Annotated in this window: 10 protein-coding genes; 2 read left to right on the plus strand and 8 right to left on the minus strand. The window is 68.7% G+C overall.

The window, feature by feature from the left end:
• The first annotated feature begins 24 nt into the window (after window positions 1–24).
• A complete protein-coding gene (locus CAL26_RS09610) occupies window positions 25–915 on the plus strand; it encodes a LysR substrate-binding domain-containing protein (protein ID WP_143277393.1) in 891 nt (296 codons plus the stop codon).
• Here CAL26_RS09610 and CAL26_RS09615 read toward each other — a convergent pair.
• Genes CAL26_RS09615 through CAL26_RS09635 form a run of 5 tightly spaced genes read right to left on the minus strand, consistent with a single transcriptional unit; the run spans window position 810 to window position 6,275 of the window.
• Window positions 810–1,850, minus strand: a complete 1,041-nt coding sequence (locus tag CAL26_RS09615) for an ABC transporter ATP-binding protein (protein ID WP_094846645.1) — start codon at window positions 1,848–1,850, stop codon at window positions 810–812. The genes CAL26_RS09610 and CAL26_RS09615 overlap by 106 nt on opposite strands.
• Complete coding sequence (locus tag CAL26_RS09620) at window positions 1,847–2,842, minus strand: ABC transporter ATP-binding protein (RefSeq protein WP_094846646.1); 996 nt, start codon at window positions 2,840–2,842, stop codon at window positions 1,847–1,849. The genes CAL26_RS09615 and CAL26_RS09620 overlap by 4 nt, the downstream gene beginning before the upstream one ends.
• Before the next feature lies 1 nt (window position 2,843).
• The gene (locus CAL26_RS09625; RefSeq protein ID WP_094846647.1) at window positions 2,844–3,752 is read right to left on the minus strand and encodes an ABC transporter permease; all 909 of its coding nucleotides are present in this window, start codon (window positions 3,750–3,752) and stop codon (window positions 2,844–2,846) included.
• Window positions 3,753–3,754: 2 nt separating this feature from the next.
• Complete coding sequence (locus CAL26_RS09630) at window positions 3,755–4,672, minus strand: ABC transporter permease (RefSeq protein ID WP_094846648.1); 918 nt, start codon at window positions 4,670–4,672, stop codon at window positions 3,755–3,757.
• A 31-nt stretch (window positions 4,673–4,703) separates the two neighbouring features.
• Window positions 4,704–6,275 carry an ABC transporter substrate-binding protein gene (locus tag CAL26_RS09635; RefSeq protein WP_256988265.1) on the minus strand — a complete coding sequence of 524 codons (1,572 nt, stop codon included), beginning with the start codon at window positions 6,273–6,275 and terminating at the stop codon, window positions 4,704–4,706.
• Window positions 6,276–6,591: 316 nt separating this feature from the next.
• Here CAL26_RS09635 and CAL26_RS09640 point away from each other — a divergent pair, with 316 nt between their 5' ends.
• Entirely contained in the window at window positions 6,592–7,644 is a 1,053-nt protein-coding gene (locus tag CAL26_RS09640; RefSeq protein WP_094847013.1) for a serine hydrolase domain-containing protein, read from the plus strand.
• Window positions 7,645–7,675: 31 nt separating this feature from the next.
• On the opposite strand, the gene CAL26_RS09645 is transcribed toward CAL26_RS09640, so the two are convergent.
• From CAL26_RS09645 to CAL26_RS09655, 3 genes are all read right to left on the minus strand, one after another.
• Window positions 7,676–9,805, minus strand: a complete 2,130-nt coding sequence (locus tag CAL26_RS09645) for an FUSC family protein (protein ID WP_094846650.1) — start codon at window positions 9,803–9,805, stop codon at window positions 7,676–7,678.
• A 71-nt stretch (window positions 9,806–9,876) separates the two neighbouring features.
• The gene (locus CAL26_RS09650) at window positions 9,877–11,700 is read right to left on the minus strand and encodes an ATP-binding cassette domain-containing protein (RefSeq protein WP_094846651.1); all 1,824 of its coding nucleotides are present in this window, start codon (window positions 11,698–11,700) and stop codon (window positions 9,877–9,879) included.
• The gene (locus CAL26_RS09655) at window positions 11,697–13,367 is read right to left on the minus strand and encodes an ATP-binding cassette domain-containing protein (protein ID WP_094846652.1); all 1,671 of its coding nucleotides are present in this window, start codon (window positions 13,365–13,367) and stop codon (window positions 11,697–11,699) included. The genes CAL26_RS09650 and CAL26_RS09655 overlap by 4 nt, the downstream gene beginning before the upstream one ends.
• Window positions 13,368–13,460 lie beyond the last annotated feature (93 nt).

Raw genomic sequence — 13,460 nt, forward strand, 5'->3', positions numbered from 1 at the left:
TGGATACTCGGCGCCTTGGATACCATGCTGAACATCCGACAACTCAGGGCTTTCGCGGCCGTCATGCTGGCCGGTTCGGTGACCGGCGCGGCCACGCGCCTGCGGATCTCGCAGCCCGCGATCAGCGCGTTGATCGCGGGTCTCGAGCGCGACCTGGGCTTCAACCTGTTCGTGCGCGACCGCAACCGCTTGCAGGCCACCACCGAAGCGGCGTTGTTCTACCGTTCGGTATCGGCGGTGCTTGAACGGCTGGACGGATTGGAGCGTCTTGCGACGGACATCCGCCACGCGGACGAAGGGACGTTGCGTATCGCCGCCTTGCCGATGCTGGCGCTTGAATTCCTGCCCAGGGTGGCGGCGAGTTTTCTCGCGCGTCATCCCAATGTCAGGATGATCCTGCAAGCGCACAGCTCGCCCACCGTCGCCAGCATGATGGCCACGCACCAGTTCGATCTCGGGTTTTCCGAGTCGGCCTATGACGAGGGATGGATCAATGCCCAACGCCTGCGGGTTCGCTGTGTGTGCGTGCTGCCCGTCGGCCATCCCCTGGCGTCGCGCGCGGTGCTGACACCGGCCGAACTGGATGACCTGCCCATCGTGACGGGGCCGGCGGACCATGCGCGCACGCGGCATCTGGCGGAAGTGTTCCGGGCGTGCGGCGCGCGATTGAACCTGCGGGTCGAAACGCCGTTGTTCGCGTCCATGTGCGCCTTCGTTTCGCAAGGGACGGGTTATGCGGTGGTGGATGCCATCACCGCAGCCGGCGCCCATGGCGCCGGCCTGGTGGCCCGGCCGTTCGAGCCGCCTTTCTACAACGACTTCGCCGTGCTGTATCCCGCCGGCAAGCCCGTGTCGCGCATTGCCGATGCGTTCATGCTGGAAGTGATGGCGGAGCTGGCGGGGTTCTCGGGATAGAGATGGCAGGCGACGCGCGCTTCATGCCGCGCGAGCAGGGCCGGCCGTTCCTGCGCGCAGCGCGGCATTGCGTGCCTGCAGCGTGGGTGGAAAGGACAGCCCGACGGCGGGTCGACCGGATCGGGGAAGGACAGGCCCAGGCCCATGTCGGGAATCCCCAGGCCCGGCTCGGGCGTCAGGACGGACGCCAGCAAGGCCTGGGTGTAGGGATGGCGCGGTTCGCGAAAGACCTGCGCCGCCGGACCCGATTCGACGATCCTGCCCAGATACATGACCGCGACTTCGGTGGCGATGTGTTCGACGACGGCCAGGTTGTGGCTGATGAAAATGTAGGTCAGGTTGAACTCGTCACGCAGATCCATGAGCAGATTCATGATCTGGGCCTGCACCGATACGTCCAGCGCCGAGGTGGGTTCGTCGCATATGACGACTTCCGGATGCATGACCAGGGCGCGGGCGATCGCCACGCGCTGGCGCTGCCCCCCGGACAGCTGGCCAGGGGTGTTGCCGGCCAGCCGCGCGGGCAGTCCGACGCGTTCGAGCATATCCATCGCCGTGCGTTGGCGGGGATTGGCGATGCCATGCACTTCCAGCGGCAGGGATACGATGGACGCGATGGAGCGGCGCGGATTCAAGGAAGAATAGGGATCCTGGAACACCGGCTGCACGCGCCGCGCCAGCTGCCGCCGGGGTATCTCGCGGATGTCGCTGCCGTCCAGGCGGATCACGCCGCTGCTGGGCGCCGTCAGGCCGAGCAGCATCCGCGCCAGCGTGGATTTGCCGCAACCCGATTCGCCGACGATGCCGAGCACGCCGCCGCGAGGCACCGCGAGGTCGACGCCGTTGACGGCGTGCAGCGTGCGTTTGGGCTTGAACATGCCGGCCCGCACGGAAAAGCTGCGGGCCAGGGCCTCGGCCTGGATGAGTGGCGTCATGGCGCGACCAGGGTGGTTTCAGCCTGAAGGATGCAGCGCCAGGCGTGTTGATCGAAACGGTGGACGGGCACGTGGTGGGCGCAGGCCGCTTCCGCGTAGGGACAGCGGTCGCGGAACGTGCAGCCCTTCAGGTCGCCGGTCAGCGCGGGCACCACGCCCGGGATCGTGCCCAGGTGCTCGCCGGGCGCGCTGCGGCCGGGCACGGGAATACAGGACAGCAGGCCCTGGGTATAGGGATGGCGGGGCTGCTCGAATAGCGTGGCCACGGGTCCTTCTTCCACGATCTGCCCGGCGTACATGACGGCGACCCTGTTGGCGATTCGCGCCACCACGCCCAGATCATGCGTGATCAGGACCAGGGCGATGCCGAGTTCGGCCTGCAGATCGGCCAGCAGCCGGAGGATCTGTGCCTGGATCGTGACGTCCAGCGCGGTGCTGGGCTCATCGGCAATCAGCAGTTCCGGCCCGCACATCAGCGCCATCGCGATCATGACACGCTGGCGCAGGCCGCCGGAAAGCTGGTGCGGGTACTGGCCCAGGCGATCGCCCGCGGCGGCGATGCCCACCCGTTCCAGCAGTTCGACCGCGCGGTCGCGCGCCTGCGCCGCGCTGGCGCCGCGATGTTGCCGGTAGTGCTCGGTCAACTGGTCGCCGATCGTGTAGGCGGGGTTCAACGCCGTCATCGGCTCCTGGAAGATCATGGCCATTCTGTTGCCGCGCAACGCGTTCAGGCGCCGGTTCGACAGCGTGGCGATGTCTTCCCCGAGGACCGCCAGGCGGCGGGCGCGGCGGCGCGCGGCCTTGGGCAGCAGTCCCATGATGGCCAGCGACGTCATGGATTTGCCGCAGCCCGATTCGCCCACCAGGCACAGGGTGTCGCCCCGGGCGACCTGGAAGGAAACATCCCGCACGGCATGCAGGGGCCCGCGTTGGGTATCGATGTCGACGTGCAGGCCCTGCACATCCAGCACGATATCGGCCTGGTTCGCCATGTCAGTCCCTTTCGCCGGGCGCCAGCAACTGGTGCAGGCCGTCGCCGGCCAGGTTGATGGCGAAGATCAGCAGGGCCAGCGCGATGCCGGGGATGGCGATCAGCCAGAAGGAAAAAAACATATAGGCCTTGGCTTCCGAAATCATCAATCCCCATGACGGCGTCGGCGGCTGTACGCCCAGGCCGAGAAACGAGAGCGCGGCTTCCAGCAGGATGGCGCTGGCGGCCTCCAGCGTGGCGATGACGATCAGGTGCGGCATGATGTTGGGCAGGACTTCGCCGCTCACGATGCGCCAGGTCGAGGCGCCTGCCGCCCGCGCCGCCGCGACGTATTCCAGCGACCGGACCTGCTGCGTCGCGCTGCGCATGACCACGGCGTAGCGGTCCCATTTCAGCAGGCCCAGCACCAGGATGACGACCCACAGCGATCCGCCCAGGATGGCGACCGTGGCCAGCGCGACCAGGATGACCGGCATCGATAGCCGCGTGGAAATCAGGAAGGACACCGCCATGTCCACCTTGCCGCCGAAATAGCCCGCCGCCATGCCGATGGTCGTGCCGATCACGCCCGATATGCCCGCCACGCAGACACCGATCAGCAGCGAGATGCGGGCGCCGAAGAACAGCCGCGACAGGTAGTCGCGGCCCAGCGGGTCCGTGCCGAAGGGATGCGCCCACGAACCCTTGGCGTACCAGGCAGGGGGGATGTTGCGGGCCGCCAGGTTCTGCGCGTAGGGATCGTGCGGTGAAATCCACGGCGCCAGCAGGGCGATCAGGATGATGACCAGCAGGAGGCCTCCGCCGGTCAGCAAGGCCGTGTTGCCACGCAGGCGATATCGGCGCGCCGGCGCTGCCGCGCCGTCGGAGGCGGACACCGCCGGCGCGCCGATGGGAAGGGTGGGCGCGGCCATGGTCAGGACACCCGGATGCGGGGATCCAGCCACGCGTTGGCGACATCGGCCGCCAGCGTCAGCAGGACATAGATGACCGACAACAGCAGCACGATCAACTGCATGACGGGAAAGTCCTTGAAGGTGATGCTCTGGTAGGCGAGATAGCCCAGGCCGTCGAGCGCGAAGATGGTTTCGATCACGACCGATCCTCCCAGCAGATAGCCCAGCTGGACCGCGGCGAGCGCCACCACCGGGACGATGGCATTGCGCAGGGCGTGCTTGAAGATGACTTTGCCGGCCGGCAGGCCCTTGGCCCTGGCGGTGCGGATATAGTCCGCGTCCAGGACTTCGATCATGCCCGCGCGGATCAGGCGCATGAACGCCGGCGCGACGTAATAGCCCAGGGCGATGGAAGGCATGACGAAGTGCTTCCACGTGCCGCTGCCCGACACCGGCAGGATGCGCAGTGTCAGCGAGAACAGCATGATCAGCAGCAGCGCGAAGAAGAAATTCGGCAGTGCCTGGCCCATCACGGCCAGGGCCAGGCAGAGGCGGTCCACCAGGCTGTGCCGGTACAGCGCGGCCAGCACGCCGAAGGGCACCGAGATCAACAGGGCGACGCCCAATGAATACAGTCCCAGCAGCAGGGTGGTCTTGAGCTTCGACAGGATCAGCGGCCCCGCGTCGGTCTTGAAGTAGACCGATGTGCCGAAGTGGCCGCGCACCACGTCCCACAACCAGCTGGCGTACTGCACGACGATAGGACGGTCCAGGCCGTAGGCCTTGCGGATCATGTCGATGTCGGCCTGCCGCGCGCCTTCGCCGGCCAGCGCGACGGCGGGGTCGCCGGACAGATGCAGCAGCATGAAAGCCAGGATGGAAACCGTCAGCGCCACCAGCATGGCCAGTCCCAGCCGACGCATCACGAAGCCGAGCATATCGTTTCCCCAGTCTGTTCGCCGCCCGCGCCTATTTCCAGCTCATTTCCCAGAATCGCACCAGTTCGTCGGGGTAAGGCTTGAAGTTCACCTCCTGGCTGGCGACGTAGTACACGGGCAGCGACCACAGCGGTACCGCATAGGCCTGGCTGGAGATCCGCGCCAGGGCTTCCTGGTAGGTCGCGTCGCGCTTGGCCGGGTCGATGGTGCGGTCGGCGTCGTCGAGCAATTGCTTGACCCGCTCGTCGCGATTGATGTCGTCGGAGCCGAAAGCGAAATACACCGGCGTCGACGCCGAGGTGTCGTTCACCAGGTTCGAGCCCCAGGTCTGGTGCGTCAGCGACGCCTTGCCGGCGCGGATCATGTCGCGCATCGCCGCGTACTGCAGGAAGTTCAGCTTGGCGCGGATGCCCACCGCACGCAGGTAGTTGATGATCGCCTCGGTCTGATTGCGTTCGCGGTAGGCCACGATGTCGATATCGAAGCCGTTGGGATAGCCGGCTTCGGCGAGCAGCTTTTTGGCCTGGGCGGGATCGTATTGGTAGATGGTCGCGCCCTTGTCGGTGCAGCCCACCTGGGACGGCGTGCAGATGGTGTTCAGGATCTTCGCGTCGCCGCCGACGATGTTCTTGATGATGGCCTCGCGGTCGATCGACATGGCGATGGCCTTGCGCACCCGTTCGTCCTTCAGTTGCGGCGCCGGCGTATTGGGCAGCGTGTTCATCTGCATGAAGACGATGCGCATGGTATTGCCGCTGACGGCCTGCAGGTTGGGCATGCTGGCCAGCTGCTCGGCCTGGTCCTTGGGCACGCTCATGATGAAGTCTTCCTGCCCCGAGATCACTTCCGCCATCTGGGTCTGGCGATCGGGGATGAAACGGATGACCACTTTGCCGATCTTGGGCTGCGGCTTGGGCGAATCCTTGAAATAGTCGGCGTTGCGCTCCAGCGTGATGGATTTGCCTGGCTGGTAGTCGGTCACCTTGTACGGCCCGGACCCGACCGGTTTGGCATTCATCCCGGCGGGGCCGACCTGCTTGTAATAGACCGCGGGATGAATGGCGACCGTGGTCGCCAGGTATTCCTTGGCGGCGGGGAAGGGCTCCTTGGTATGGATGCGGACCGTGTACTGGTCGATTTTCTCGACGCGGTCTATCCACTGCACGTTCTGCTGCGTCGTGGCCTTGTTGCGCGGGTCCGCGACGAAGTTGAGCGTGTAGACGACGGAGTCCGCGTCGAAGGACTCGCCGTTGTGGAACTTGACGCCCTTGCGGAGCTTGAATTCCAGCGTCTTGTCGTCGATCTGCTTCCAGCTTTCGGCCAACTGGCCCTTGTATTCATTGGTCAGCGGGTCACGGTACAGCAGCGTGTCCCACACGTTGGCGGCGATGATCACGCCTATGCGGACATTGTTGAAATACGGGTCGACGCTTTCCGGCGCCTGGTCGTAGGCCATGCGCAGCGTATCGTCCTTCTTGTCCGCCCAGGCCGGCGCGGCCGCGCACAACGCAATGGCCGCGGCGATCGCCGCGATGGGCCGCATCGCCATCGCAATGGCAGACGTGGAGGGCGGGACAAGGGGAACAGCGCGACGATCAACCATGTGGGCTCCTGTGTGGGCTGGAACGGGTACGACGTGGTGCTGCGGGTGCTGCGGTGCTGCGCAAAGGACGGCGCTGCCGTCCCGGCGATCGAGGCGGCATCGACGGCCTCATCGGATGCCCGTATGGGGAATGCCCTAAATCACCGGCATGGCACGATGGGATAGAGTGATGCGGCCGTGGCGGCGATCCGCCATGGCGTGGTCGGGCGATTGCATGTCGGCTGTCTTTGTATAACAGAGCTTACGTTCGCCCCATCCATGTTTTCCCTGTACACGCAAGCCCGACTTGCTCCGCCAACTGCTTCCGGACATTTTCATGAACAAGGCGCTCATGCAACAAGCCATCCAGTTCGCCGACGAACACGAATCCGCGTGGGATCGTTCGGTGGATGGTGTTTGGGGCGTGCACCAGAAGGACCCTCCGCCCTGGAACCGGCTGCTTGGACCCGTGCATGATCGTGGCCCGGTGTCGGGCACGGTGGTCCTCGACGGTGAGACCGTGGCGTCGTGGGGAGAGCCGCTGCGCGCCGACCTTACCTTCAGCGTGGCGAAGATGTACCTGGCCTTGCTCGCCGGTGTCGCGCACGATCGCGGCCTCCTTCCCGACGTGGACGAGACCGTGCGGACGCGCGTGCCGGGCATCGGCTTCGACGAAGGGCAGAATGCCGATATCACCTGGCGCCAGCTGTTGCAGCAGACCAGTGAATGGGAAGGCGAACGTTTCGGCCTGCCGGACCAGGTCGATCGCTATCGCGCGGTGACGTTCGGCGATCCGCCGGATGGCAACAAAGGCGATCCGCGCCCGCTGCGCAAGCCCGGCACTTACTGGGAATACAACGACGTGCGGATCAACCAGCTGTCGTTCGCGCTGCTGCATCTGTTCAGGCGGCCATTGCCGGAGATCTTCCGCGAGTCCATTACGCGGCCGGTGGGCGCCAGCGAGAACTGGCAGTGGGTGGGTTATGACAATGCCTGGGTCGAGATCGACGGCAGGCGCATGCAGTCGGTGCCCGGCGGTTCGCACTGGGGGGGCGGCATGTCCATCAGCAGCGTGGACCAGGCGCTGATCGGCCAGATGCTGCTGAACGACGGCAAGGCGCACGGCCGGCAGGTGCTGTCGTCGGAGTGGATAAGGGCCATGCGGGAGCCCTGCGCGATCGCGCCTTATTATGGTTTCCTGATCTGGCTGAACCACGAACGGCGCGTATTCCCCAGCGTACCGGCGTCCAGCTTCTTCGGTGTCGGCGCGGGCAGCTCGTTCACCTGGGTCGAGCCGGAGCGCCGCATGGTGACCGTGGTGCGCTGGCTGGATTCGGCTTACGCCGATGCGTTTTTCGGCAAAGTGCTGCAGGCGGTGGACGCGGCCTGACACGCGCCCCGGCCTCGCGTGCCGCGCGACGTCAACCGCCGGCGCGGCCGGACGCCGCGCGCCGTTGGGCGGCGGCCAGCCTGTCATTGGCGCGCTGCATGGCGCGCGCCGCGCCCACCAGGGGCGCCAGGCCTGGCAAAGGATGCGGTTCCGCGCCGGCACCGGGCATTTGCCCGTGGGCGCCCGGACTGTTTGCCTCGTGACCCGCCGGAGGCGCCCCGTCCAGGGCACGGTCGACCATTTCCGCGCCCTTGAGGTAGGCGGCCGCCATCGCGGCGCCGCCGTTCGCTCGCCGCCATTGCCCCAGCGCGGCCAGGGCGGCGATCATGATATTGCAGGCCGCGAGCCACATGCCGATCTCGGCGCCCAGATGCTGCTGCGCGCGCGGCTCCTGCATCATGCGCTGGTGCGCGGCGGTCAGCGCCCTGACGCTGGTCAACGCCGCGCGCCGGGCGGTGCGATAGCGCGACATGTCGAAGTCGTCCGCGAACACGGCGGCGGCGTAATCGCGGCAGGACGTGCGCGCGTCGGCCAGCCTGGCGTCCAGGCCGTGGTATTCCCATGCGGGCAGCAGGAAGGCGCCGACGGCCCCGATGGCGCCGCCGATCAGGGTATCCAGGCCACGCTGTTCGATCATGGACCAGCCTGGCACCAACAGGTGGTAAAGCAGCAGTACCGCGATGGTGCCGAAGAAGACGCTGGGCAGATAGGTGGCCGGCCGCGCCAGCGCGAAGCAGGTGCCGTAGCTGACGACGATCAGGCCGGCCACCAGCCAGGGAGCCCGCACACCCAGCCACAGCAGCACCGCCGTCCCCAGGCAGCCCAGCAGCGTGCCGGCGATGCGCTGGCGGCTGCGCTGCTGGTTGGCGCCGAAGGTGGGGCTCATGACGATCATGATGGTCAGGATGACCCAGGTGCTGTGGCCGCCTATCCAGTTCGCCACCAGCGTACCCGCCGCCATCGCGGCCGTCAGGCGCAGTGCATAGCGCAGGGCGGCGGGCGAATCGTGCATGGCCTGCCACGGATTGGGTGGCTTTGCCTGCGCGTTCCAGCCTTTCAGCGCGAGTTCGACTTCCGCGGCAGTGGCGGACCGGGCCGCCGCATCGCTTGCGGACTCGGATGGCTGCTTGCGGCCGCGGACGCCGGCATTCGTTTCGACGGCGAGTCGGGCCAGTATGTCGGCCAGTACGTTCAGGCGCACCTTGAACGCCTGCGCTTGGCCGGCGTCCGGACCGGTTGGCGGCGGACGCGGCGCGGGCGCGGCGACGGTTCTTCCCAGCACGTAGCGCGGCACCAGGTCTTCGATCCACTGCGCCATCGCGATGATGGCGTCGTGCACGCGGCGGCCCGTGCGTCCCTCGGGGCCACCGTCGCGCAAGGCCGTGAAGTCGTCGTGCAAGGCCAGGGAAATGTCGTGGACGTCGATCGCGCCGGTGAGCATGTTGAACAGATGCAGCTGCCGTCCATCACGGCCAGGATGGGCGGCCAGATCGCCCAGCACCACGTCGCGTGCCACCTGTTGTGCGTCGATGACGGTCGATTGCGCATCCGCCAGCCTGCGTTGGCATTGATCGAGCGGCGTGCCGGGTACGAAGCATTCGGCCCGGCGCCGCAGGTGCGTGGCCGCCGCCATCAGCGATTCGCCCACCGCGCGCCGCGCGATCTGCTCGGGGAAAAGGGCGCACAGGGCCGTGCTGAAGGCGGTGTACCAGAGGCCGCCGCACACCATCCATCCGAGGAAGGGCCAGAGTGCGCCGCCGGCATCGCGTTGCGCCAGCATCAGGTCCACGCCGATCAGCGCGCACAGCCCGGCCAGGGTGCCGGGCGTGCCGTAGGCCGTGGCCAGTCCGGCACAGAAGGTGATCGCCAGCAGCGTCAGCCAGGCGATCGGCGGATGGCTGATCACCAGCGTGATCGCGGCCGCCGCCAGCGTGAGCACCAGCGTGGCCCCCAGCATGCGGCGCGGCTTGCGGCGGAAGGCTTCCGGAAGGTCCACCAGCGACACGCAGAACGCGCCCAGGGACAGGCCCAGGGCCAGGTCGACGTCGTCGAACATCAGCACGCCATAGCCCGCCGGCAGCATGACGCCCAGCAGCGTGCGCAAGGCGGTGAACGCGTGCTGGCTGTAGAGAAACTGCAGGAGTATCCGGGAGGCGGGCATGGACAACGGCGGGCGCGGGCATGGGCTGGAAGCCAAATGTACCGCGCGTTTTGCTGCCTGGCGCGGACCCGTCAGGGAAACTCGATCAGCGCGCGGCACAGCCGCAGCGGCGCGGGCCGGTGGCTGACCAGCAACAGGCCCTGGCCGCTTTGGCGTAATCGCCGGTCGAGCGACGCGATCAGCGCCTGTTCGGTTTCGGCGTCCAGGCCTTCGGTGGGCTCGTCCAGCACCAGCCAGGGCGCCGGCCGCAGCAAGGCGCGCGCCAGCGCCAGGCGCCGGCATTCGCCTCCGGAAAGGGCCAGTCCGCCGTCGCCGACCCAGGTCCGCAAGCCATCCGGCATGGCGCGGACGCGCGCGTCCAGCTGGGCATCCGCCAGGGCCTGCCAGAGCGCGCTGTCGTCCGCAAGCGGGGCGCCCAGGCGCAGATTTTCGGCGACCGTGCCGGTCAGCGGGCTGGGGTCCTGAGGCGCATAGGCGAAACAGGAGCGGGCCCAGCCGATCGGGCGGTTTTCCAGGGCCGTGCCATTCACGGCGTAGTATCCCGGAGACGCGCCGCGCAGACCCAGCAAGGCTTGCAGGGCGGCGGTCTTGCCCGAGCCGGATGCGCCGACGATCCCCACGCGCGAGCCGGCGGGGAACACGCTGGCGCCGATGCGCAATGCGAGGCCGGCGGCCGACGACGGCGCGGGCCGGGGACACGTCGCGTTCGACGCCGGCCCGGGATGATCGGGCGCGGCGTCAGCGGTATCAGCGGCGTCAGCGGTGTCAGCGCTGTCAGTGGTGTGAGGGGTATCAGTGGTGTCACGGGCCATGGCCTCGTCCAGGCGCGCGCCGGCTTCGTCGAGCGCGCCCTGCTGCTGGGCGGCCCGGATCAGGGGCGCGGTGCCTTCCATGGCCGCCAGGGAGGCCAGTACCGCCAGGGCCAGCAGGGGCAGGCCCGCGCCGGCCGCCAGGGCCGCGATCGCCAGCAAGGTGGCGCCGGTGATGCCGGCATGGACGGCGGAGAGGTCCGCTTGCGCGTGGTTGCGGCGCAGGATCGCCGCGCCGAGTTCGGCATCGCGCGCCATCACGGCGTCCACGGCCCGCCCGGTGAGTCCGAAGCAGCGCAGCTCGGCGGTCGCGGGCAGATAGGCGCCCACGGCGTCCTTCAACATGCCGGTGGCGCGCAGCGCGTCGCGTCCTGCTTCGCCGCACCAGCGTCGGGCCAGGCGGCGGCCGACGGCCAGTTGCATGCCCATGCCGATGGCGTAGGCGGCAGGCGCCCAGGGCGATGCCAGCGCGAGCACGGCGACCGCCGTGCCCGCGGCAGCGGCCGCGACCCAGGGCGCCGGGCGCCGCACGAAGGCGGATTCGACGGCGTCGATGTCCTGGACCAGCCGCGCGGAGGCTTCGCCGGCCGACAGCGCCAGCGCCTTGCGCGGCGGGCTGGCGGCGATGCCGGCGAACAGCAGCGGACGCAGTTCGGCAAGCGCGGCAAAGGCCGCCCGATGCCCGAACAGCCTTTCACCGTAGCGGCCCGCGGTGCGCAGGATGGCCAGGCCGCGCATCCCCGCGCTGGGCAGCAGGTAGTTGAAGGCCTGCACGGCGGCCGGTCCCGCGCTTCCGGCCAGGGCGGCGCCGGCGAGAAACCAGCCGGACAACCCGAGCAGCAGCGTCGCGGCGCTGGCGGCGATCGCGCCGCTGGTCGCGGCCAGCGCCAGGTCGCCGCGCCGCGTGCGGGCCTGTGCGCGTATGAAGCGTGCCACCGTGGATGAGCCGGGCGCGGGTGCCGCACCCGGTGCGAACGCGGGCACATCCCCAGGCGCACCCCCGGGCGTGGACGCGGGAGTGGACGCGGGAGTGGGCGCCGGCGCGCGCGCGGGCAGGTCGGGAAGGAAGTGCAGGGTGGTTCTCATGCCAGTCGCAACGTACAGGCGGCCGCGGCGGCCAGCGCTTCGGAATGGGTCGCGGCGATCACGGTACGGTCCCGCGCGGCTTCCCGGATCAACTGGACGATGTGCTGCTCCGATGCATCGTCCAGTTCGGCGGTGGGTTCGTCCAGCAGCAGCAGGGGCGCGGGCTTCAGGAGCGCCCGTGCCAGCGCCAGGCGGCGCCGTTCGCCGCCGGACAGCCCCGAACCTCTTTCGTCCAGGAGCGTATCCGCGCCCAGCGGCCGCTGCGCGAGGGCGGGTCCCAGGCCCACGCGCATGGCCATGGCCAGCGCCGCTTCGCGGGTCGTGCCTGGCGCGGCGGCCATCAGGTTTTCAAGCAGGGTGCCAGGCAGGAAGACCGGCGCCTGGCCGGCCCAGGAGATACGCGCGGCATCCGCGATGGGGTTGGACGTCGTGGCGGGATCGATGCCCTTGTCTTGCTGGGCCTGGTTTATGGCGATGGTGCCCGATTTGAGCGGAGCGCGGCCGAGCAGCGCGGCCAGCAAGGTCGATTTGCCCGAGCCCGTGGCGCCGCGCACGACGGTGAGCGCCGCCGGCGGGGCGTCCAGGTTGATGGGGCCGATCGCGAGTTCGCCGGCGGCGACGACGGCGTCCCGGCAATGCACGGAGGGGGGCGATGCGAATGCGGATCCGGTTGGAACCGGCTCCACATGCTGCGCGGGCAGGGCCGACCACAAGGGCAGCAGGCGAGCGGCCGCGGCTTCGCCCAGTTGCTTCTCGTGATAGGCGGCCGCCAGCCGGCGCAGCGGCGCATAGAACTCCGGCGCCAGGGCCAGTGCATAGAACGCCGTGGGAAACGCCAGGGTCTCGAGCGGCTTGAACGGCAACAGCCCGAGCAGCGCGAAACCGCAATACACCGCGACGAGGGCGACCGCGATCGCCGCGAAGAACTCCAGCGCCGCCGACGAAATGAACGCCACCCGCAGCACGTTCATCGTGCGCCGGCTGACTTCTCGCGCGGCGGTGGCGACGCGCGCCGTCTCCGCCTGTTCGGCCTGGAACGCCAGGATCACCGGCAATGCCCGCACCCGGTCGACGAAATGGCCGGACAACCTGGACAGGGCTTCGAACTGGCGGGCCGCTTCGACGCTGGCCGCACCGCCCGCCAGCGCCATGACGGCGGCGAACGGAACCAGGGTCGCCAGCAGGATGGCTGCGGCGACCGGACTGGCCGGCGCCACCGCCGCGGCAATCAGCAGCGGCCCGATGCGGGCGTCCAGCTCGGCAGGGCGATACTGGCTGAAGTAGCCGTCCAGCGCTTCGATCTCGTCGACGACGGCGGCCATGGTGGCGCCGGCCGGGGGCTTTTCCGCCGCCAGCGCGGCCGTGAGGGTCTGGCGGCGCAGGCGCGACTTGATTCCGTATGCCTGCCAGGCCGCCTGCCGCGAAATGGACCGCGACACCCAGGTGCGTGCCGCCGTGGCCGCGGCCAACGCCAGGAGCGAGACCAGCGACGCCGCCTGCACCAGGACCAGCGTCAAGGCCAGCGCCCAGGCGGCCATGCAGCCGGTGTGCAGGACGGTCAGCAGCGCCAGCCGGCGGTTGGCGGCGGCATCGCCCCGCGCCAGCGTGCGCAGCGCGCGCGCAGCGGCGCGCGGGTCGGCCTTGGTGTGTTGGATTTCTGCTGGCATCGATGGCGGGGCGGTAAGGGAGCAGGGCCAGTGTGCCCCGGCTTATCCGCGCGACGTTTGAGCTAGGTCATGGGATGAGCGGATAAGCGGGCC

Origin of the sequence: Bordetella genomosp. 9 (assembly GCF_002261425.1) — a bacterium.
GTDB lineage: Bacteria > Pseudomonadota > Gammaproteobacteria > Burkholderiales > Burkholderiaceae_B > Bordetella_C.

Excerpts from the sequence above, each read along its gene's own strand:
- CAL26_RS09610 (WP_143277393.1), top strand. The coding sequence starts at position 25 with ATGCTGAACATCCGACAACTCAGGGCTTTCGCGGCCGTCATGCTGGCC.
- CAL26_RS09615 (WP_094846645.1), bottom strand. The coding sequence starts at position 1,850 with ATGACGCCACTCATCCAGGCCGAGGCCCTGGCCCGCAGCTTTTCCGTG.
- CAL26_RS09620 (WP_094846646.1), bottom strand. The coding sequence starts at position 2,842 with ATGGCGAACCAGGCCGATATCGTGCTGGATGTGCAGGGCCTGCACGTC.
- CAL26_RS09625 (WP_094846647.1), bottom strand. The coding sequence starts at position 3,752 with ATGGCCGCGCCCACCCTTCCCATCGGCGCGCCGGCGGTGTCCGCCTCC.
- CAL26_RS09630 (WP_094846648.1), bottom strand. The coding sequence starts at position 4,672 with ATGCTCGGCTTCGTGATGCGTCGGCTGGGACTGGCCATGCTGGTGGCG.
- CAL26_RS09635 (WP_256988265.1), bottom strand. The coding sequence starts at position 6,275 with ATGGTTGATCGTCGCGCTGTTCCCCTTGTCCCGCCCTCCACGTCTGCC.
- CAL26_RS09640 (WP_094847013.1), top strand. The coding sequence starts at position 6,592 with ATGAACAAGGCGCTCATGCAACAAGCCATCCAGTTCGCCGACGAACAC.
- CAL26_RS09645 (WP_094846650.1), bottom strand. The coding sequence starts at position 9,805 with ATGCCCGCCTCCCGGATACTCCTGCAGTTTCTCTACAGCCAGCACGCG.
- CAL26_RS09650 (WP_094846651.1), bottom strand. The coding sequence starts at position 11,700 with ATGAGAACCACCCTGCACTTCCTTCCCGACCTGCCCGCGCGCGCGCCG.
- CAL26_RS09655 (WP_094846652.1), bottom strand. The coding sequence starts at position 13,367 with ATGCCAGCAGAAATCCAACACACCAAGGCCGACCCGCGCGCCGCTGCG.